Origin of the sequence: Echinicola arenosa, from assembly GCF_014841125.1 — a bacterium.
In the GTDB taxonomy this organism is placed as follows: domain Bacteria; phylum Bacteroidota; class Bacteroidia; order Cytophagales; family Cyclobacteriaceae; genus Echinicola; species Echinicola arenosa.
Map to the genome: position 1 here is coordinate 1,049,148 of NZ_JACYTQ010000001.1, position 23,255 is coordinate 1,072,402.

The following is a 23,255-nucleotide window of genomic DNA, read 5'->3' on the forward strand; positions in this document are numbered from 1 at the left end:
TTAGCTTAATCTCACTTCTTCTACTGAACATCCTGTAGGAATCATAGGGAACACATTGTCCTCTTTTTCTACGACTACCTCAAGAAAATAAGGACCGTCATGCACCATCATTTCTGCTACAGTATCTCTAAGATTATCCCTTTCCGTTACCTTAGAAGCTTTCATATTGTAAGCTTCGGCAATCTTGACGAAATCAGGATTATCAAGTTCTGTAAACGAATAGCGCTTATCAAAGAACAACTGCTGCCATTGTCTTACCATACCTAAGAAATTGTTGTTCAACAAAACAATCTTTACAGGACTTTGAGTTTGCATAATGGTACCAAATTCCTGAATAGTCATCTGTATACCTCCATCACCGACTACACAAATCACTTGGCGATTTAGATCAGCCAATTGTGCCCCCAATGCAGCAGGCAAACTAAAGCCCATCGTTCCCAAACCTCCGGAAGTCACCTGAGTTCTAGTAGTTTTATACTTAAAGTATCTCCATGCTATCATTTGATGCTGTCCAACGTCAGTTACCAAAATGGCATCATCCTTTTTGAAATCGTTCACATAGCGGATTACCTCACCCATAGTCAGGCCAGTTTTAGTAGGCAATAAGTCCAGGGAAACTACCGCACTTTTCTCTTTCTCTTCCAACTTTCTAAACTCACCCAACCAGTCCTGATGAGACTTCTCTTTCAGTTTTTCAGTCAGCAAAGGTAAACTTTCCTTGCAATCGCCAAGTATAGACACTTCGCACTTTACATTCTTGTTAATCTCCGCATTGTCTAGCTCCAAGTGAATCACCTTAGCTTGTTTGGCATAACGTTTCAGGTCTCCGGTTACCCGATCATCAAAACGCATTCCTATTGCAATCAAGACATCACATTTGTTGGTCAGCATATTTGGGGCATAGTTACCATGCATCCCCAATTTCCCTACATACTGTGGATGATCTTCATCCAAAGCTCCCGATCCTAATAAGGTACAAGCTGCAGGAATACCACTTTTGTCTAAGAATGCTTTGAGCTCTTCTTCTGCTTTACCTATTACTACCCCTTGGCCATAGAGCACATAGGGTCTTTTAGCTTGGTTGATTATTTCTGCTGCTTTCGCAACGCTATTTTCATTGACCTTTGGATAAGGACGATAAGACCTGATCCCCAGACAAGGCACATAATTAAACTCTCCTAAGGCATTTTGAGCATCCTTGGTAATATCTATCAATACAGGCCCCGGTCTCCCTGATCTAGCAATATGAAAACCTTTGGCTATAGCCGGTGCTATGTCTTCTACCCTTCTTACTTGGATGTTCCATTTAGTTCCTGGCATGGAAAAACCCACCACGTCAGTTTCCTGAAATGCATCCGTTCCCAGCAAAGGCGAAGCCACTTGTCCCGTAATGCAGACCAGAGGAGTACTATCAATCATGGCATCTGCTATCCCTGTGATCAGGTTAGTAGCGCCTGGCCCTGAAGTAGCCATACAGACTCCGACTTTTCCAGAGACTCGCGCATAACCTTGCGCTGCATGGATTGCTCCCTGTTCATGTCTTGTCAGTACATGCTTGATTTGGTCCGCGTAATCATAGAGTGCATCATAAACTGGCATGATGGCACCTCCTGGATAACCGAAAATATATTCGGAATTTTCAGCTACCAAAGATTTGATTACGATCTCAGCTCCTCTGATTCTCGAATCTTTCATGTGTAATTAAATTATATTTGAGGTTCTTCTTCCTTCTATTTGGTGGTCTATTGCCTTACCCCTTGTCTGTAACACAACCCTCTGAAGCAGTAGACACCAATTGACTGTATTTCTTTAAAGTACCTTGAAGATGGCTTAAATCCTTATTCTTCCAGCTTTTCTTTCTTTCGGCAAACACTTCATCACTTACGTCCACGTTAAGTTCTAAAGTCTCTGCATCAATAGTGATCGTATCTCCATCCTGGATCAAACCAATAGGTCCTCCCATATATGCCTCAGGAGTGACGTGCCCGACTACAAAACCATGTGTACCGCCGGAAAACCTACCATCTGTAATCAAAGCCACATCTGAACCAAGTCCAGCACCAATGATAATGGCTGTGGGTTTTAACATTTCTGGCATCCCTGGCCCACCTTTTGGCCCAACAAAACGAATAACTACAACATCCCCCTTCTGCACTTTCTTATTTTTCATAGCCTCATTGGCCTCAACTTCACTGTTGAACACCCTGGCTGTGCCTGTAAATGATTTACCTTCTTTACCAGAAATTTTGGCAACCGCCCCTTCTGGTGCAAGGTTTCCATGAAGCACACACAAGTGTCCTGTTTCCTTGATTGGATTATCTAATGGATGGATCACACTCTCTTTGGATGTCTTCACTGGCTCGATACCTTCTAAGTTTTCTGCCATTGTTTTACCAGTAACAGTCATGCAATCTCCATGAAGTAACCCTTCATTCAAGAAGTACTTCAAGAAGGCAGGCAGCCCCCCCATATCGTAAAGGTCTTCCATCATAAACTTACCACTTGGCTTAAAATCACCCAAAACTGGTGTTTCAGCATTAATTTGCTTAAAATCTTCCAAAGTAAAATCTACACCAGCAGTTTTAGCAATGGCCAATATGTGTAAGGCGGCATTGGTACTTCCCCCAAGAGCTACAGTTACCCTCACAGCATTCTCTATACTCTTCTTGGTTACAATATCCTTTGGCTTTATATCTAGAGCCAAGAGCTGCTTGATATATTTCCCCATGTTCTTACATTCCTCACGCTTCTCTTTAGAAGTCGCAGGGTAAGAAGAACTAAATGGCAGTGAAAGCCCCATGGCCTCAATAGCTGAGGACATGGTATTAGCTGTATACATACCACCACACGCCCCTGCACCAGGACATGCATTTTTGATCACACCCATATAATCCTCATCCGATATCTGGCCGTTGATCTTTTTGCCATATGCCTCAAATGCAGAAACAATATTCAATTTTTCTCCTTTGTAATGTCCAGAGCGAATAGTGCCACCAAAAACCATGATGCTTGGACGATTCACCCTTAACATTCCCATCACAACACCCGGCATATTCTTGTCACAACCAGGAATAGTAACCACTCCATCAAATGAGTGTCCTAAAATAAATGACTCGACAGAATCAGCAATTACTTCTCTTGAAGGAAGGCTATAACTCATCCCTGCAGTACCCATAGAAATACCATCGGAAATGCCGATGGTATTGAATATAAATCCTGCTAAATCAGACTTGTTGGTCGAAGCTTTGATTTCTTCGGCGAAACTGTTCAAGTGCATGTTACATGGATTACTTTCATAACCACAACTAGCGACCCCTACAAAAGGCTGTTTCATCTTTTCATCACTCAATCCTGTAGCGTAAAGCATGGCCATCCCTGCCGGATGCTCCTGGTTATCGCTTATTTCCCAACTATATTTTTTTAAATCACTCATTATATATCTAATTCTGTTATCGCCTTATAAAAAAAAGTGCCTCATGGTATGAGGCACTTTATTGCTTTATGGATGTTCTACAATAGTCTAGCGCCTCATTTACAATTGAAAATGAGAATAATAACTAGGTTAATGACGCTGACTATTCTTGACATGCTTTTAAAGTGTTTAGTGGTATCCTTTTCTGTTTAATTTTAAATGCTTAACAAAAGTAAAACCCTAATTTGACACTTACAATATTTTATTTCTTTTTTTAAAATGAATCAAAAATTAAACTATTGTCTATCCTGAAATCAACACGAGATTTTAGTGGATTTTTTATGCAATACCCTCTTTTATGTTTCATAAAAAAATTATTTATCTAAATTTCAGAATTTTCTTCTGATTTTATTTTTTTTTAAATTTTTGTTAAAAAAAACAGGCTAAACAATGACTAAAACCAACTTTTTAGACATTTTTTAAAACAACCAACAAACATTAACACAAGAATCCTTAAAAAGAACCAAAATTAATACGCCTATTTTAATAGTTTTGCATCAATACTTCTTTTATGATTTCTATGATACAATTCCCAAACGCAAAAATAAATTTAGGACTTTCCATTATTGAAAAAAGAAAGGATGGCTATCACGAAATCGAAACCTGTATGTTTCCGGTTCCTTTGTGCGACGCCCTTGAAATCACCTTATCAAATAAGACAAAATTCACAGGTACTGGACTGACCATTCCTGGCAAAGAGAAAGACAACCTCATTTTAAAGGCACTCAAACTTCTCAGAAAAGACTTCAATGAACTTCCCAATATTGATATCCATTTACACAAAGCTATTCCGATGGGGGCCGGGCTAGGTGGTGGGTCTGCTGATGCAGCTTTTGCATTATCTATGATGAATAACCTATTTGACCTTCACCTTGAAGATTGGTTTTTGGAAGATTACGCGGCAGAACTTGGCAGTGACTGTCCATTTTTTATTGAAAACAAACCCAAAATCGCTAAAGGAAGAGGTGAATTATTGGAAGAAGTAAATCTTGACCTCAATGGATGCTGGATTGCTTTAGTTAATCCTCAAATCCACATTGGCACCAAAGAGGCCTATGAAGGAGTGCACCCTCAACTCCCACAATATGAATTAAAAGAAACGTTGGCTGATCGCTCCTTATGGAAAGAAAGACTGGTCAATGATTTTGAGAGCAGCATATTCAACAAGTATCCTGAAATTGCGGAAATTAAGGCCCAACTTTATCAACAAGGAGCTTTCTATGCCGCCATGTCAGGATCTGGATCAACGGTATTTGGCTTATTTGATAATGAGCCTGAACAAAGTAGTTGGCCAAAAGAGTATTTTAGATTTGAGGGAGAGCTATAGAATGTTCAATATTCAATCTTAACACATAACTATTTAGAAGAGGCATTTAAATATCTACGGAAAATTATTTATTCATTTTTAATATTATAATTGACTGAAAACAAAGTCACAAAGCTTCCAAATCATTCATTTTTATTTCAACTGATCATAAGTTAAACACCACCTCATAAACAGGTCTTATTGACTATCTAAGTCTTGCACTAAAATTCTCCAAAAACATAATTATTTAAATTTTTACTTAAATTTTAAATGAAACGTTATATTTTGTGTAGTAAGATTTAAATATCTGAAATATCTTTAAATATTAAATTTATTGAATTTTAAAATATTTTTTCTGCATTTTGAATTCAAAAAATCTTAACCTTATATTTGATTCAATAGTCAATAGAAACAATACTCCCTCCCTGAATAATTTTACTTTTTGATATAATTATTATATAACTATTGAATACATGAACAGGATAGACTATCTGGATAAATATAGGTTCTTCACCGTTACATTTGCTCTTATTTCACATGCAATTCTAGCTCTTAACTTAGAGGAAGTAATTGGACAAGAAGGTATTAGCAGTATCAGTTTTATAACGAGATCCGCTACTCCATCGCTGATTATACTTTTTGGTATAATGGCTGAATTCATTTATTATAACAGATATAAATCAAAAGGAAATGCCATTTTCTCTAAACTTATTTACAGGTCATTCCTTTGTTATTTAGTATTTGTTCTTCTTTCAATAGTAACCTTTTTAGTAGGAAAAAAGAGTATATCCGGACTTATGGGAAGTGCTCTATTACTAAAATCAACTTCATACTCCAACATTTTCGTCATGTATTTTTTCTGGCTTCTTTTATGTATCCCTATCCTAAAGCTTAGACACAAATTAGGTTTTTGGGGGTTGCTAGGTTTAGTTGGAGCTATTTGGACAATCGACTACTTTATTATAGCAAAAACAGTTGAACTTTCTTCTCCCTTTAATTTTATAGGAGGAGTTTTATTAGGCATAGGAAGGGACTGGGGGCCATCTATATTTCATGGCATCACCTTAATCGTTTGTGGAATGCTATTTGCTGATTTTCTGTTGAACAAAGTTTCAACACCCTCAACAAAAACCATTATTGCAATTATTATGATCGGCTCAATCGTCGCCACCTCAATTACAATTTTTAATATCGGTTTTGTTGAATACGTGGAAAACATTGTTGACCCAAGGGCTTATCGATTTAAAAACAACATCTTATATTACCTTTATGGACTAAATATAACTTGCCTTATCATTATTTTTTCTTATTTATCCAATTTATTAATAAAAGGGAAACTAAGTAATAATATCAATTTCCTGGGGTCATCTACTTTTTCTTACTTTGTGATTGGAAACATGATCCTTATCATCTTCCCTACCATTCAAATAGCCTCTGTTTGGGAGGCTTTAATGTTTGTTTTTGTCTTTTTAATAGCCACCAGTTTCCTGACATTTGTTTGGGAAAAAAAGCTGCAACACTTAAACATGGTACAATCAATAAACATGATGACAAAGAATTCCTCTCAAACAGTTTGGAACACTGTAAACAAAATTAAAAGGAGGAAATTAAGCTAGTCTGTATAAAATCAAATTCAAAAAGGCACTTCATACTTATTAAGTTTATATATCCTCGAAAGCAGTTTGGAGTTACTGCATCCTCAATAGCTGCTTTTGTTTCCTCCTTTTGTATATGAAATTAAATACCGGATAAAGAAAAACAGAAACAAGTATAATCAAAGTACCTAGATAAAAACCTGATGTCATCTGTTCCTTTTCTCCAAAAATCAACACCGCCAAAACAATCCCATAAACCGGCTCTAAGTTAACCGTAAGGTTAATCACAAAAACAGTTAATCTTTTCATCAATTCTACAGATACTGAAAAGGCGTAAACTGTACAGACGCCACTTAATAACAACAACCAAAACCAATCATTACTACTTAAGCCTAGTCGTATTTGCCCGTCTTCAGCAAAGAACATTACATAAAACGGCATAAACAAAGCAGTAAAAATACACGCCCCCATCATTTCATAGAATGTAATTAAATAGGGAGAATGTTTTTTTGTCAGCCGACCATTGCTTACTGTAAAGCATGCTCCCAAGAAAGCTGACCCCACGGCCATCACCAGCCCTTCCCAATACTTAATTTCAAACCTGAAGATTACATAAAGCCCCACTAAGACAACAAGTCCCAGCATCACCTCATACCATTTAATTTTGGAATGGTTAACCCAAGGTTCTATAAACGCAGTCCATAATGAACAAGTGGCCATTCCCGCCAAACAAACTGATGCGGTGGAAACTCTCGCCGCTCCAAAAAACAAAATCCAATGGAGCCCTATTAATGCACCTGTCCCAAGAACTTTGGCCAATTCTTTTTTAGGAATGATGACTCTTCTCCCCTTTAAAACAAAAAGCACACCCAATATCAGGGTAGCGATAAGAGTTCTGTAAAACACAATTTCAACTGCAGGTATGCTGATTAGCAGACCTAGAATAGCCGTGAAACCCCAAATCAACACAATGAGGTGAAGCATCAAATAGTCCTTGAAAACTGACCCTAGCATCGGGTTTAACGGGGAACGGTTTTATACATGATCAAACCTGTTATTGCAAATACAATATTGGGCAACCAAACTGCCAATACCGGATAAGGAGTACCAGCTTCTGCAAAAGTTCTGGACAGTAAAAACAATATGATATATATAAACGCCAACAAAAAGCCCAGAGCAATTTTAAAACCTGACCCTCCTCTTGTCTTTTTGGAAGAAACAATCACCCCAATAAAGGTCAAGATAATAGCCGCAAAAGGCGACATAAAACGTACATAACGTTCAATTTTATAGAAACTCACATTATCTGCCCCACGATCTTCCAATACTTTAATTTGTCTGCTTAACTCTGGAAGATTTAGGGTTTCATGGTGATTCGGAGGCAAATCAAAGTCATTGGGCGTGATGGACAATACAGTATCCATCCGCTCACCAACAGAATACTCCTCTCCCATATCTTCCAACACCCTAAGTTTCCAGTTTCTCACTTCCCAGGCGTTAGTCGCTGTATCCCACACAATTCTGTCAGCAGACAGCTTTGACAGCAACTTCCCATCTTCAATGTGCTCCAAGGTAAAGGAATAACCCGTTTTGGGCCCGGTATAATATCTGGAAATATAAGCGTAAACGTCCGGAGCCACCTTAACATGGAGATTTTGATAATTATATTGACTATCGTCTTCCAAGTATTCCCTCTTGAATTCATAAACACCTGCTGTAGCCTTTGGCAAAACCCAGCCGTTGAGCAAAAAGCTGGCTAGAGCAATCATCGAAGCACCAACCAAAAAAGGCCTTAACATTCTCAAAAAACTAACACCGCTGCTCAAAACAGCAATAATCTCCGTTCGTCCAGCCATTCGGGAAGTAATAAAAATCACCGAAATAAATACCGTAATAGGCGTAAGCAGATTATTCAAATACAGGCCATAGTTGAACATATACTTTACAATCTCCCCTGATGGCACATTATTCCTGATAAACTCATCATTCTTCTCGGTAAAGTCCAACACCAAGACAATCATGATCAGCATCAAAACCACAAAAAAGTAGGTTTTGAGAAAATCCTTTATGATCAGTGTATCCAATAATTTCATTATAATCTTTTGCTTACTTTTTCGACCATCATATCTTTCCAAGCTGCAAACTCTCCCGCTTTGATTTTCTCTCGCGCTTCACCTACCAACCAAAGGTAAAAACTCAAATTATGAATACTTGCGATCTGGGCTGCCAAGATTTCTTTACTAATAGTAAGATGCCTAAGGTAGGCTTTGGAGTAAAAATTACTCACATAACTATTGATATTGGGATCAATCGGTGAAAAATCATCTTTCCATTTTTCATTCCTCATATTCATGATGCCCTCTGAAGTGAACAGCATACCATTTCTGGCATTTCTGGTTGGCATAACACAATCAAACATGTCCACCCCTAAGGCTATACATTCTAAAATATTGGCTGGTGTACCTACTCCCATGAGGTATCTAGGCTTGTCAATTGGCAAAATATCCGTCACCAATTCAGTCATCTCATACATCATTTCCGCAGGCTCGCCCACGGAGAGCCCGCCAATCGCATTGCCATCTCTTTCACAGGAAGCTACAAATTCGGCTGACTGCTTTCTTAAGTCTTTGTATACACTTCCCTGCACGATAGGAAAAAGGGTTTGTGCATAGCCATATTTACCTTCTGTGCTATCCACCCTGTCAATGCATCGCTTCAACCATCGATGTGTCATTTCCATGGATTCCCTGGCATAACCAAATTCACAAGGATATGGTGTACACTCATCAAATGCCATAATAATATCTGCCCCGATGCTTCTTTGGATGTCCATTACATTTTCAGGGGTAAACTTGTGCTTGGAGCCATCAATATGTGATTTAAAAAGCACGCCTTCTTCTGTAATTTTTCTTGTTCCAGCCAAGGAAAAAACTTGATAACCTCCACTGTCAGTCAAAATTGGCTTGTTCCAACCATTGAATTTATGAAGCCCTCCTGCCTTTTCCAGAATATCAATACCCGGCCTGAGGTAAAGATGATAGGTATTGCCCAAAATAATCTGCGCTTTGATATCGTAAGTGAGCTCTCTCTGATGAACGGCCTTCACCGAACCCGCTGTCCCTACTGGCATAAAAATAGGAGTCTGAATATCACCATGGTCTGTTTTGACCACTCCCGCTCTCGCTTTGCTCTTTTCGTCTTTATTTTCGAGAATAAACTTCATTCATCATCAGTTTCAAACAAGGTAAAACGACCTTGTTATGATTTAGTTATCAAATTCAGCACAAAAATATAAGCTTATCCTTAAAAGAGTTGCTGTTTTTGATTTTATCTTTGCCTCGAAATCAAACAACACATGATCATCAATATCCTGTGGCTCATTTTTGGAGCCGCTACTTCTATACAAACCATCTACCTTTGCTTCATCTACGGCAGGCTAAGCTTTTTTTATCATCGAAAAGAATCCAACAACACAGATATCAACCAAGAGGGAGTTAGTATCATCATTGCGGCTAGGAATGAGGAAGAAAACCTTAAAAAACTGATTCCTGAACTGTCCAAACAAAAATATCCGAAATTTGAAATCCTGGTGATCAACGACCGGTCATTTGACAACACCCGTTTTCTATTGGAGGGCTTGATGAGTCAATACCCAGGACTAAGAACGGTAACAGTAGACTATACCCCAGACCATGTTACCCCTAAGAAATATGCATTGACCTTAGGTATCAAAGTAGCCAAATATGATGTATTGCTGCTTACTGATGCAGACTGTATTCCAGTCTCTGAAAATTGGATTTCACAAATGACAAAGCCCATCAGAAATGAAAATAAAATTTTTGCACTGGGCTATGGAGGCTATGAAAAAGCAAAGGGCTTTCTCAATGCTTTGATCCAATATGAAACTTGGTTCACGGCTATTCAATATTTTTCTTTTGCACTCTGGAAGGCACCCTTTATGGGAGTTGGCCGAAACTTGGCCTACCGCCGAGGGTTCTTTATGGAGAAAAAGGCATTCAAGGGTCTGTGGCAGATTCTTGGAGGAGACGATGACCTTTTTGTCAACAAATACGCCAAAAGAAACAACACGGCTGTAGTGATACATCCTGAGAGCATTACCATATCAACTCCTAAAAAAACCTTCAAAGAATACTACATTCAGAAAAAGCGTCACTTTCAGACCGGAAAGCATTATAGAGCCGCTGACAAAATTAAAATAGGGCTTTATGCAATTAGTCATTTGTTTTTTTGGGTTTCAGCCATAGCTTTGATGAGTATTACGCAAAAATGGGAACCAATTGCAGCAATTGTAAGTATTATAGTTATACGGGCATTGCTTCAATTTTCAACCATTAACAGCGCGATCAAGAAAATCGAAGGACATGGAAAAGTGTTCTGGACGATGTTTTTCGATTTAATGTATTTAAGCTATTTTTGGATCATTGGGGCTAAAGGTTACCTATCAAAAACAGTTAGATGGAAATAAACGAAAGAGGGTTCTCAGACAAAGCGCTAGAAGATTTTGACTTAATAGACAGAGCAGTAGACCAAAAAGACCAGCAGGCTTATGCAACTTTAATGAAACGGTATAAAAAGGCCGTCTACTTCATGATCTTGAAAATGATCCGTGATGCAGATGACGCTGAAGACCTGACCATGGAAGCATTTGCCAAAGCTTTCAGGAATCTACACAAGTTTAAGAAAGACTACACTTTTAGTACCTGGCTGTTTAGAATTGCCACCAATAACACCATTGACTTTATCCGAAAGAAGAAACTCAAGACCATGAGCTTGAACAATACTTTGACCGATGATGGAGGAAATTCCGTGAACATCGATGTGGAAGACGACGAAAACAATCCACAGGATGAATTCATCAAAAGCCAAAGAATTGAGATGGTCCGCATCTTTGTGGACAAACTTCCAGCCAAGTATAGAAAACTGGTCAAATTGAGATACTTTGATGAGCTATCATACGATGAAATAGCGCAAGAACTCGACAAACCATTGGGAACCGTTAAAGCACAGCTGCACCGGTCAAGAGAGCTTCTTTATGAAATCGCCCAAGGAAAGGAGAGACATATTTAAATGGTAGATATAAGAAGCTAGATACAGCAAGATTTTGGTCATGCATAACTGTCAGCATGTCCTCTAGTTGTTTCGGATATGCAGTCCGGAACTTTTATTTCATCCCTATTTAATTTCTAAAAGCCTCTTATTTTTACCACTATTCAATAATCTATCGAATACTAGAAAAATATCTGTGTTATTCCTTTTAAGTCTGTGGCAACATCTTTTCCTCTTATTCGAAAAGGAATGAATCTAAAACTGTATCTTTGGGGGTTTTTATGGCCAAATCACATACAGCATGAACCAGGAACTTGACCTGATCTTAAAATATTTTCCAGACATTTCCGACAAACAAAAAGAGCAGTTTTCTGCTTTAGGAGAACTTTATCGGGATTGGAACCAGAAAATCAACGTCATCAGCAGAAAGGATATGGACGCTTTCTACACGCACCATGTTCTCCACTCCTTAGGAATTGCTAAGGTAATGAAGTTTGAACCTGGTACTTGGGTGTTGGATATTGGCACTGGCGGTGGCTTTCCTGGAATTCCTCTGGCCATCATGTTTCCTGAAACCAATTTTCACTTGGTGGATTCCATTGGGAAGAAAATCACTGTAGTGAAAGATGTGGCCAAAACACTTAAACTAAGCAATGTCGAGGGCCAACAAGTAAGGGCTGAGTCCCTGCTGCGTAAGTATGACTTTGTGGTCAGCAGGGCTGTTACAAGAATGATCAATTTCTACCCTTGGGTGAAAGGAAAATTTAAAAAAGAAGATTTCAATGAATTCCAAAATGGCATTTTATATCTCAAGGGAGGTGAAGTAGATGAAGAAATGGAGGAATTGGACATCTCCTATGTCACCTATCATCTTGAAGATTACTTCAAGGAAGAATTCTTCGAAACGAAAAAAGTAGTCTATGTTCCTTTTGAGGGAAAAAGATGAAACATATTTTCCGGTGCTTTTTCCTCAAGACAAGGGCATCGGATTTTTTTCTTCGCAAGACATCTGTTAAATCTTACTTTTTGCATTAAAAATGCGCTGAAATGCACCTTTTGAAGTTTTTACCTTTTCATTTTTTTACTATCTTCAAAGCTAACCCAAAAAGCCACTCATTTTTTGTACCATTCAATTTAACAAAATGACAAAAAGACATCTTTATGGCACAGGGCTTATCGGTAACTGTGCTTACATCGCCCATATTGAAAAAGACACTAATATCAGTTGGCTTTGCTTCCCAAGATTTGACAGTGATTTCATTTTCGGTGGAATGCTTGACCGGGAAAAAGGTGGTGAGTTTAATATTTTACCAGAAGACCAAACCTTTACCTCTGATCAGGAATATCTAGAAAATACAAATATTCTCAAGACCACCATTACCTTGGGAAATGGCGAAGAAGCTTATTCAGTGACTGATTTTGCTCCAAGGTTCCATAATTTTGATCGTTACCACAAACCATTGATGGTAGTTAGAAAGGTTGAGCCACTAAAAGGAGAACCTAAAGTTAAAATCAACTGCAAACCGGTCACGAACAGAGGCAGTCTTCCCCTGAAACCTTCCATGAGCAGCAACCATATTGAATATTTAGGTGCAGAACAACAAGTGAGGCTTACAACCAACTGCTCGGTAAATTACATAATTGAGGATATGGCTTTTAGGCTACAGCGTCCCATTTACCTTTTCTTCACTTACGGTCAACCCCTAGAAGCCCCTGTAGAGAGTACCGCTGAAAGGTTTTTACAAGCGACCACCCAATACTGGAGAGAATGGATCAAATCTACCAGCATTCCTCATTTTTATCAAAAACTAGTGGTAAGATCTGCTTTAGCGCTTAAAATCCATCAATTTGAAGACACTGGTGCCATTATCGCTGCATCCACCACCAGCTTGCCAGAGTCTCCAGGATCTACCAGAAATTGGGATTACAGATATTGTTGGATACGGGACAGTTATTATACCCTCAATGTTTTTAACTCTTTAGGCCACTTTCAGGAGTTGGAGAGATATTTTGAGTATATCCAAAACTTACCTACTAACGCAAATGGCCGTTACCAACCTCTTTATTCTATTACCGGCTCAGCACTTTTGGAAGAGGAGCTGAGCAATCTTTCAGGCTACCTTGGCAATCAACCTGTTCGCTTTGGCAATCAAGCTTATACCCATATTCAAAATGACCTTTATGGACAAGTGTTGGTTAGCTTATTGCCATTATATGCAGATAAGCGTTTTATTGAATCTGAGAAAAGCCATTCTACCCCTTTTATCCATAACCTACTGGATATGATCGAGGAAACCATGAATGAAAAGGATGCGGGGTTGTGGGAATTCAGAAATTTGGCCCAAGAACATTGCTACACTTTTATTTTCCACTGGGCAGGATCATGTGCCGCCATCAAAATTGCCGATAGACTGGGCGATGACAGTCTTAAAGTAAAAGCAGAAAGACTAAAAGGACAGGCAATCAAAAAAATAGAAGCTTGTTATGTACCAGAAATGAAAGCTTATGCCCAAGCCATAGGCACCAAAAACATGGATGCTAGCACATTGCAGTTAATCACTATGGGATATTTTGGAAATGATATTGAAAGGGCAAACAACCACCTTAAGATGCTAGAAAAGGACTTATTGGCAAAGGATTATCTTTTCTACAGATACAAACACATGGATGATTTTGGTGTGCCAGAAACTACTTTCCTCATCTGTGCATTCTGGTACATTGAAGCATTGGCTTGTGTCAATCGCTTAGATGAGGCAGTAGAAGGATTTGAAACGTTGACCAAATATTGCAATCACCTCCAGTTGTTCTCGGAAGATGTAGACCAAGAGACTGGCAGTCAATGGGGTAATTTCCCTCAGGCTTATAGCCACGTTGGCCTTATGAATGCCGCCTATAGAATAGGACAGAAATTAGATAAACCTAATTTCTTATAAAATAAATCCCCGGGAAATTCCGGGGATTTATTTTTAAGTATAACAATTTTAATTCGATTGTTAAAGAATATTACTAATATCCGACTGACCAGAATAATCGATTCCTGAAACAGCTTTTCCACCTTCAGGATCCATTATTTGGAACATAATGTAATCAGGTAAAGAATTGTTAGCTATCCTTATATCATCGTAATACAGTACTCTTTCCTCAGGTACTGTTTCATCAGGCTCATGCCCCCATTGAGCACAATATAGTCCTACTTTCCATGTAAGTGTATATTGTAAATCATTGGTATACATTGTACCACCGTAATAATCCACCACAAGTTCTCTATTAAACCACAACTTCACTACCCCTTGATCTCCTTGATCCAATTCAAAATAAAACACAAAATCATGCCAATGACCTGGACTTATCTTTCCAAAATCAAACTGTCTTCTTATTTCGTCTCTAAATTCTGCATCCTCCTCAATTTCTTCATTAAACATTCCAAAACAAACTTGTAAATAAAAATGATCATATTCAGTCCTCACACTTATTGGAGGTGACTGACCATGACCCGCATGCAGTTGATAAATTACTTCAGCAATTTGATGGGATTCATCTATGTAATAATCCTCTGGAAAATAGATCGAAAAACTCATCCACTTCTTCATATCTTCAATATTTTCCTCCATTCCTGTAGAAGAAAGTAATTCCGTACGGTGTTTTGAACCTTCATATAACAATCCTTTTTGCAAATGGAACCGCCCACTGGTAGAACCATTTCTAGCAAAGTCTTCGCTCACCATTATATCTCCAGGGTCGTCATAGCATTGTCTTTTCATCCAAGAATCTTGTGTCCCAATGGCATCTTCATCGGCATTTGTAATAATGGTTTCAAAAGGACAATATTTCAAAACACTAGGTGTTACACTAAACCCAGGGTTTTCCATTTGGACGATTTCTTTATCTGTCAACACCCTATTCCATACAACAAACCTATTAATAATAGTTTGAGCACTAACAATCGAATTGTTAATTTTACCCAAGTACCAATCCTCATTATTTTGAATAGAAAGCCCTTCAGGCATTTTGGTGGTTTTATTAATATAACCACCTATATAAAACCTTACACTTTTGCCGTCAAAAGTAATCACGTAACGTTTGGTACTTCCATCTGTAGGGTATTCCCCATCTGGTAATGCCGATCTACCCCTTCCCTCACTACCTAGACTTTCTTCATTAAGGTTAATTTCTAACCTACCATCAGACACCGTTCCCAAACTGAAGCCATTCCTACCACTGCCAGAACTATAGCTCCCAAAAAAAGTATTCCCAAGAGTAAAACCTTTACCAACCTCAATTAAAACAGAAAAATCATAGGAAATGCTTTGTAATGTTTCACTAATTGGAATTCTAATATAGCTTCTTAGGTCCGCATCCTCATTATTGCCCAATTTTATTTTATATCCAGTACCTTCTTGAATCCATTCTGCATCTAGCTTATACTCTAAAACTCCATCATTTTGATTACCACTAATATCAATAACCTTAGTTCTCTCTAAAACATCTTGATTAAAATCATAATGGATCAACATACCATAATGTATATCAATCGCTTCATAATCAACAATATTTGAAATAGAATAAAGCTTAAATGCATTACTGAAAAATTGATATTTTATAATATTAAGCTGATCAACAATATAATCCCCAGCTTCTTTTACAAAACCATTTGGAAAATTGGGAGCTATTGAATCTCTATGAAAAACGATCCCTTCACCTCTATTAGACGAAATTTCAGCATCATAGTACTCTACTATATCTCCATCCAGCGGCTTTATATGTGAACCATACATTCTTTTCCTATCATAGATCAAAACATTTCCTTCGGTCTCTAAATAACCCAAATTCAGTTTAATTTTACTGCCTGTCAGTGAAAAATCCATGCCACTGAAATCAACTTGAGGAGTATCATCTAAATACTCATAACTAAGCCTTTCCCCCTCAGGCAGGGCTTCAAGTTCTTTTACAATTTCTAATCCATCCATCCCACACCCTCCATCATCAAAAATGACGTCATTCAAATACGCCATCAGTTCATCAACTGATTCAAAAGCCTCCCCATTTTCATCTTCAAACTCTGAATAATGGGCAGATACCGCCATACACCCCATTTCATAACTATTGACAGTGACGATATCACCGGACCTATATAAAAAGAATTTACCAGTAGGATATTCTTTTTCATTAACCTCGAAAAATCCTGAACCAGGTTCCCCGGGCGTTATTTGAATTGCCATAAAGTTTAGATTTAAGAATAGTGTATAAAAATAATTTTAAATGAACTATATGAATCAGTTACTTTCTCATACGAAATGAGATCCTGCTCGGCCCAAGGAGCATCATAAAATCAATTATTTTATAAAATCAATAAATGCATCGACCACATACTATCAAAGTGAAAATAAAAAATATAAATCAAGTTTATTTAAATGACTTATTTATTCATTTTATTAAATTTAAAGATGAAAAAATTATATTTCAAGAAAGAATTAGTAATTGTAAAAAATATTAACAAAACCAGTAATAAACAACATATAAAAGCAAATAAAACATAAACATTAGATATTGATCATAAAAAAATAGAAAAATCCCTTCTTCTATGATCAATAAAGCAAATACTGCTTCCTTACTCTTTCAAAATAACCCAAGCCCTCTTTCCAACCAGCAATGATTTCCTCAGGGTTTTGTCCGGCTATAATCCCTTCTCTGACGGACTTTGTTTTCCACAAACGATCCATCCTACCTTCCTTCCATTCCAAGTCTTCTGGGTAAAGTCGGTACAGTGCGTCCAACATATAAACTGCCGCTTTTGATGAGGCAAATTCACTTCTGTTTTTCAGTTCAATAAAGGCGCTCGAGCAATTATCTTCCAAGAACTTAGGAGGGTAAATTTCTATTCCATCTACAATCTTTCCTGGCGCAAAACTGGCAGAAGTAAAATTCACGCCTTCTAGGTTATAGCTATTCAGTTGCAGTGCCAATTGATCTCCTTTAATCCAAGGTGCTCCAATGTGCTCAAAGGGATGCAGGGTTCCTCTAGCCTCTGATACATTCGTTCCCTCTAGCAAACAGGTCATAGGATATAAAGCGGCGGTAGTCAATGTCAACATATTGGGAGAGGGCTTAACCCAAGGTAGCCCCGTCTCATCGTACCACATATCCCGTGTATAATTCTCCATTTTCACGACCGTTAAGTCGGCTTTTGCCTTGCCATTATTTCCCCTTTCTTCATTGAACATATGTGCCAATTCTCCCACTGTCATGCCATGTACTACTGGTAGCTGATCCACTCCTGTAACAGGTTCCATTTGATGATCACCCACCGGGCCATCCACATAGACACCACCTATAGCATTTGGTCTGTCCAGTACCAAATAAGGTATTCCTTGCTCAGCAGCAGCTTCCAAAACATGCATCATCGTAGCGATATAGGTATAAAACCTAGCACCAACATCTTGAATATCAAAGATCAAAACTTCTACATCAGCTAACATTTCAGGAGTGGGCTTCCTGACTTCTCCATACAAAGAAATTACCGGGAGCCCTGTACTTTTATCTGTACCATCAGCAACATGTGTATCCTCCTCTCCCCTGATACCATGCTCAGGTCCGAACAACAAAGCTAAATCGACATCTTCACGTTCATAAAGCACATCCACTAAGTACTTTCCGTCAGGCAATAAACCTGTATGATTGGTAATCAAAGCTACTTTCTTCCCTCTGATTAACGGAAAAAACTCATCTTCAAAAAGCCGCTCCGCACCAATCACCACCCGCTTAGTGCTTTCTTTCTCCACTGATTCCTCTTGTTGCTCTTGACGGGATTTACCACCACAAGAGGCTAATAAAGCTCCCATCATTAAAAGCAGGACAAATATTTTTAACTTATATTTTATTCTCATCTTATTTTCTGTTTTCATGATTAATAATTTTCTATAAATCTTAAAAATCCAGCATTTCAATTTTCCCGTCCATCGTTGCCACCACTAAAGCATGTTCATCAATAACATTGACTGTATTGGCCATGGAATTATCCACTTTATGTACCCAATTAATGTTTTTTTCAATTGGATCGATACTATATACCCTGCTGTTTTTGGTTCCGAAATATACCGCCCCGTCTTTTTCAATTATCATGGAAGGCACGTGTTCATATCCAAATCCACAATTCACTTTCCAAGCGAGTTCAGCCCTATCTCTACCTGTACTGAAAGCTACAATCTCATCATTCATGGTCTTACCGTACACCCATTGTTTATCTTCTGAAATCCCGATAGATTCCCTAACAGTGGCTTCATTGCTCCGCCATAAAGTTTCTCCTGAATCAGCTTCCAAAGCGGTAATGTAACGATCGGGAGCTACGATATAGACCACACCATCATAAGCCACAGGAATACACATGGCTGGAGAATACATTCTATTCGGAGAGCCATTGTTCCATTTCCAAGCCAAACTACCATCTTCCAAATTCAATGCGTAGAGATGCTTATCCCAAGCCCCAAAATAAATCTTTCCATCATACACCAAGGGCTTACTTACTACCGGCCCTTCTAAGCCTTCAAATTCCCAAATCACTTTTCCACTTTTTGCATTCAGGGCCCTGAATTTCCCGTCACTACTTCCAATATAAACTTCTTCACCATCAACAATAGGACTACCCAGCACTGAGGCATCAGCCTTAGTCTTCCATGCCAATTTTCCATTTTTGCTATTAAAAGCGTAGACATACCCATCTCCTGAACCTAAAATGACCAAATGCTTAAAAACTGCGGGAGATGAAAACACTCCTCCCCCTGTCTGATAGGACCAAACCAGCTTTCCTGTTTCTTGGGACAAGGCCTCCACTTTACCTGTACTATTACCATATATCACCAAGCCTTTGGTCACTGCAGGAGTAGAAATCACATTCGCATCTGAATGATAACTCCATCTTTTTTTCACCTGATCGTACTGCTGGTTAATACTATAATCTGGACGATCAAAGTCTACATTATTCTTAAAGTCTCTTTTCCCCAAAGCGACACTGCGCCAAGGATCATCGGTCCCCACGCCGGGCGTTCTTTCTGAAAAATAAGCTGTATCCTCATGTATTTCCACGATGTTATAACCTCCCACTTTATCCTTTGCTCTGAGATTAGATCTACCCATTACACCCGGTATCCCTTCAAAATCATAGTCCTTGTTACGGTGTCCATGTCCGCAAATTGAAAATTGCGTATTGTATTCTTTTAACCGATCTGTCAACTCAAACCAATTGTCCAAACTATTGTCCAGAGGATAATGGTTGACATTGATGATGCGCTGATCCTTGGGAGTAGCTGCCAAGACTGAGTCCACCCAAACCACCGCATCCCGAGGGATATGCCCGTCGGACATCCGTACGTAAGGACCGGAAGCGGTCCCAATAAATTTATATCCTTCATGCTCAAAGACAAACTTGTCATAACCAAATTCACGAATAAAGCTTACCCCGCCAGATTCTGACCAACCCGTATCGTGATTTCCTGGAATGATGTAAAAAGGGATATTCAACTTAGTGATGATTTCTTTGGCCTTCTTAATTTCCGAATCCGTTCCCATTTCGGTAATGTCACCCGTAAGCAACACAAAGTCCAAATCCGAAAAGGTGTTGATATCATCAACCGTCCTTCGCAAGTCCTCACTAGGAATATCATTCACATCGTTAATGTGTGTATCCGTAACAAAGGCAAACTTGAAATTTTGGGCAAAGACGCCCCCGAACTGCATTACAAACAGTAATGCCAGTAGTTTTTTCATAATAAGGTTTATTTATGGTGTATCTAGTAGATTACTTTTTCATGGCCTGATACACCACCTCCATCACATTGGTGCGGGTATTCAGTTTATATAGTTTTGTATTCTCACGAGTCGGATGCACTCGGTTTGATAAGAAAATATACACGAGTTGATTTTCAGGATCTATCCAAGCATAGGTTCCCGTGAAACCCGTATGACCAAAACTGGAAGCGGGTGCACTTGCTGCAGAATTTCCATTTGGATTACCCGGTTTAGATGGTCGATCAAAGCCCAACGCCCTATAATTATCAGGACAGAATTGGCATTCTCCAAAATCACTCACTGTATTTCCTTTGATCAATGTTTCACCTGCATAAGTTCCAGCGTTCAGGTATAACTGCATCAATTTGGCCAAATCATTGGTGTCTCCAAAAAGGCCAGCATGGCCACTGACCCCTCCCAACATGGCAGCACCTTCGTCATGAACTGTTCCTGCAAGCATCTGCTTTCTAAACAAGCTATCATATTCTGTAGGTACAATGCGCTCTTCAGGATAGTATTTATAAGGATTAAAGGTCAGTGTACTCGCTCCAAGGTGATCGTAAATATTTTCTTTAAGATAGCTTACAAAATCCTGCCCTGTGATGGCCTCCACTACTTTTGGAGCGAGGATAAAAGAGAGATCACTGTACACATATTTTTTTTCATCACTGACTGGAGATTTCATGATTTCTTTATAAATCTTATCGGCATAATTTCTATGAATATACACGCTATCGGCTACTTTAATAGGGAAGCGCTTGCTTTGGTGATTCTTGAAGGTAAACCATTTGAAAGAGCCGTTTTTTCTAACGGTACTTTTCCAAAAAGCTATCCACGAAGTCAAGCCCGCCTGATGGGTAAGAATATCTTTGTAAACCAGATTTTCTTTATTTGTTCCCCGAGCCATCGGCAAATAAGTACCCAATGTTTGGTTTTCGTCAAACCTATCCTCTCCCTTTAGCTGCATCAAAGCAGCCAAAGAAGTACTGATCTTGGTTACAGAAGCCAAATCATACAAATCATTGATATCCACAGCCTTTTCTTGCCTGTAAGTATGATAACCAAAAGCCTTTCGGTATATCACTTTGCCCTCTTTTGCTACCAGTACTGATGCTCCTGGTATCGCCTCTTCCTGAATTGCCTCATTCACCAAGCTTTCAATCCCATCCAAATCTTTGTTTGCAATGCCAACAGCCTCTGGTTCTACGTAAGCAAACCTTAAGCCTCCTTCAGTACTCAGGCCATCTCCCAATCCAAACGTTGTATTGACGGCTACAGGCAATTTGCCCTTTGCTCCTACCCCGCCGAAAATAATCTGGGAAGCCACATCCTGCGTCAGTGCTGATTCTTGATACGCAGCAATCACTGCATCTGCCTGATCCAGCGCTTCAAATTTGTCCAAACTGTAAACATTACCAAAAACCGCAACAATGGTCGGTTTCTCTTTGATCAGCTCTTTAAGGAAAAAATTCATCTCCGCCGTGATCCCAAAATTTTTCACACTGGCCTTTAATCCCAAATCATGAACACCTACAATCACTTTGCTATAACCTTCCAACAATTCCTTGATCATTTGAAGTTCTTCAATGGAAGCCTCCTTGGGAACTATAATTTTGTCGGCTTCTACATACCTGCTTAACCCTCTTTGAAAGGCTGTTTCTTTGTCAGTTCCTAAAGCAACAAAAGCCAATTTCTCATCTGCCAGATCTTCAATAGGCAAAACCTCTTCTTTATTTCTTAATAAGGTCATTGAAGCCTCCACCAATTGTCTGTTCAAGTATTTCGCTTTGGAGCTATTGATGTCTTCAAAAATATTTTCCATTTCCACAGGCTTCCAATCATCCAGCCCCAACCATGCTTTGGCTTGCAATACCTTCTTGACGCGTTTATCCAATTCCTCTTGGGTAATTTCACCATTTGATATGGCCTTTTTTACCTCTTCTATGGTCGTTTTCACATCCATGGTATTGAGCAACATATCATTCCCAGCCAGCAATGCCTTCACGTCCACAATGCCTGGAGGATAGAACTTCGCCACACCTTGCATATTCAAGGCATCTGTAAAGACCAAACCTTCATACCCTATTTCTCCTTTGAGCAAGTCCGTCACAATGGGTTTAGAGAGTGTAGAAGCCAAATTAGGTGTGTCATCCAACACAGGGATGCTCATATGAGCCACCATAACACTTCCCAGCCCATTTTTCATCAGTTTCCTGAAAGGATACAACTCTGTGTTTTCAAGTCTTTCTCTTGAAAAACTGATTAAAGGCAATCCCTTGTGCGAGTCCACATTGGTATCTCCATGCCCAGGAAAGTGCTTAGCATTTGCCAAAACATGTTCATCCTGCATTCCTTCCATATAGGCCATGGCCTTAGAAGTCACGTTCTCTTTGTCTTCTCCAAAAGAGCGAAAACCGATCACAGGGTTGTTGGCATTATTGTTAATATCTACAACTGGTGCAAAATTGATATTCACTCCAATTCGCTTGCATTGGCGTGCTATTTCCCTTCCCATTTCATAGATCAAACTTTCATCTTCTATACCTCCTAATGCCATTTGATAGGGAAAACTCATCGTGCTATCCAAGCGCATACCCAGGCCCCACTCTGCATCGATGGATATCATCAATGGTACTTTACTGAGCTTTTGGTAGCGATTGGTCATGCTGGCCTGCCTTCCTGGTCCACCCTGAAAAAATATCAAACCGCCCACCTTATACCTTTCCACTAAAGATGCGATGGAATCTTCATGCACCCTGTCCCTATTGGAATAGACCGGTATCATGATCAACTGGGCAATTCTTTCTTCTGGACTCATTGTTTGAAAAACAGAATCTGCCCATTGGCTTTTTTCTTTTAAAAAAGGAATTTTGGTGGTCACCGAATCTTGCTGTCCGAGCACCTGAAAGGCTAGCCCTATCAGAAGCACCGCTAAAATCCCTCTTTTTAATAAATCGTATTTCATACTATATTATGGTTAATCTTTATTTTCTTTAAGCAATTAATTGGCTTTGATCTAGAAATCAATTTGTTC

15 protein-coding genes are annotated in these 23,255 nt (G+C 38.9%); 6 read left to right on the forward strand and 9 right to left on the reverse strand.

Annotated elements, in window-relative coordinates; genetic code table 11:
- Entirely contained in the window at positions 1–1,695 is a 1,695-nt protein-coding gene (gene ilvB, locus IFO69_RS03950) for a biosynthetic-type acetolactate synthase large subunit (RefSeq protein WP_192008519.1), read from the reverse strand.
- 55 nt (positions 1,696–1,750) lie between these two features.
- The gene (gene ilvD, locus IFO69_RS03955; RefSeq protein WP_192008521.1) at positions 1,751–3,433 is read right to left on the reverse strand and encodes a dihydroxy-acid dehydratase; all 1,683 of its coding nucleotides are present in this window, start codon (positions 3,431–3,433) and stop codon (positions 1,751–1,753) included.
- Positions 3,434–3,992: 559 nt separating this feature from the next.
- On the opposite strand from ilvD, the gene ispE reads away from it, so the two are divergent.
- A complete protein-coding gene (gene ispE / locus IFO69_RS03960; RefSeq protein ID WP_192008973.1) occupies positions 3,993–4,799 on the forward strand; it encodes a 4-(cytidine 5'-diphospho)-2-C-methyl-D-erythritol kinase in 807 nt (268 codons plus the stop codon).
- A 452-nt stretch (positions 4,800–5,251) separates the two neighbouring features.
- Entirely contained in the window at positions 5,252–6,394 is a 1,143-nt protein-coding gene (locus IFO69_RS03965; protein ID WP_192008523.1) for a hypothetical protein, read from the forward strand.
- A 72-nt stretch (positions 6,395–6,466) separates the two neighbouring features.
- Here the strand turns inward: IFO69_RS03965 and IFO69_RS03970 are convergent, their stop codons facing one another.
- Genes IFO69_RS03970 through tgt form a run of 3 tightly spaced genes read right to left on the reverse strand, consistent with a single transcriptional unit; the run spans position 6,467 to position 9,596 of the window.
- Positions 6,467–7,387 carry a DMT family transporter gene (locus IFO69_RS03970; protein WP_192008525.1) on the reverse strand — a complete coding sequence of 307 codons (921 nt, stop codon included), beginning with the start codon at positions 7,385–7,387 and terminating at the stop codon, positions 6,467–6,469.
- Between the two features lie 5 nt (positions 7,388–7,392).
- Positions 7,393–8,466 (reverse strand): LptF/LptG family permease, encoded by a 1,074-nt coding sequence (locus IFO69_RS03975; RefSeq protein WP_192008527.1) that lies wholly within the window; start codon positions 8,464–8,466, stop codon positions 7,393–7,395.
- Entirely contained in the window at positions 8,466–9,596 is a 1,131-nt protein-coding gene (gene tgt / locus IFO69_RS03980) for a tRNA guanosine(34) transglycosylase Tgt (protein ID WP_192008529.1), read from the reverse strand. Before tgt ends, IFO69_RS03975 begins: the two co-directional genes overlap by 1 nt.
- Positions 9,597–9,728: 132 nt before the next feature.
- On the opposite strand from tgt, the gene IFO69_RS03985 reads away from it, so the two are divergent.
- The 4 genes from IFO69_RS03985 to IFO69_RS04000 all read left to right on the forward strand — a co-directional run bounded on the left by IFO69_RS03985 (position 9,729) and on the right by IFO69_RS04000 (position 14,373).
- Positions 9,729–10,859, forward strand: a complete 1,131-nt coding sequence (locus tag IFO69_RS03985) for a glycosyltransferase (protein WP_192008531.1) — start codon at positions 9,729–9,731, stop codon at positions 10,857–10,859.
- The gene (locus IFO69_RS03990; protein ID WP_192008533.1) at positions 10,850–11,461 is read left to right on the forward strand and encodes an RNA polymerase sigma factor; all 612 of its coding nucleotides are present in this window, start codon (positions 10,850–10,852) and stop codon (positions 11,459–11,461) included. Before IFO69_RS03985 ends, IFO69_RS03990 begins: the two co-directional genes overlap by 10 nt.
- Positions 11,462–11,741: 280 nt before the next feature.
- The gene (gene rsmG, locus IFO69_RS03995) at positions 11,742–12,386 is read left to right on the forward strand and encodes a 16S rRNA (guanine(527)-N(7))-methyltransferase RsmG (RefSeq protein WP_192008535.1); all 645 of its coding nucleotides are present in this window, start codon (positions 11,742–11,744) and stop codon (positions 12,384–12,386) included.
- A 196-nt stretch (positions 12,387–12,582) separates the two neighbouring features.
- Positions 12,583–14,373, forward strand: coding sequence for a glycoside hydrolase family 15 protein (locus IFO69_RS04000; RefSeq protein ID WP_192008537.1), 1,791 nt, complete (start codon positions 12,583–12,585; stop codon positions 14,371–14,373).
- Positions 14,374–14,433: 60 nt separating this feature from the next.
- Here IFO69_RS04000 and IFO69_RS04005 read toward each other — a convergent pair whose 3' ends face one another.
- The 4 genes from IFO69_RS04005 to IFO69_RS04020 form a co-directional block, all read right to left on the reverse strand.
- Positions 14,434–16,659, reverse strand: a complete 2,226-nt coding sequence (locus tag IFO69_RS04005) for a heparin lyase I family protein (protein WP_192008541.1) — start codon at positions 16,657–16,659, stop codon at positions 14,434–14,436.
- A 366-nt stretch (positions 16,660–17,025) separates the two neighbouring features.
- Positions 17,026–18,342: an exo-beta-N-acetylmuramidase NamZ family protein gene (locus IFO69_RS04010; RefSeq protein WP_192008542.1), complete on the reverse strand. Its 1,317-nt coding sequence runs from the start codon at positions 18,340–18,342 to the stop codon at positions 17,026–17,028.
- A gap of 22 nt (positions 18,343–18,364) precedes the next feature.
- Positions 18,365–20,200: an outer membrane protein assembly factor BamB family protein gene (locus IFO69_RS04015; protein WP_192008543.1), complete on the reverse strand. Its 1,836-nt coding sequence runs from the start codon at positions 20,198–20,200 to the stop codon at positions 18,365–18,367.
- Positions 20,201–20,231: 31 nt separating this feature from the next.
- Entirely contained in the window at positions 20,232–23,186 is a 2,955-nt protein-coding gene (locus IFO69_RS04020; protein WP_192008545.1) for a glycoside hydrolase family 3 N-terminal domain-containing protein, read from the reverse strand.
- Positions 23,187–23,255: the final 69 nt, after the last annotated feature.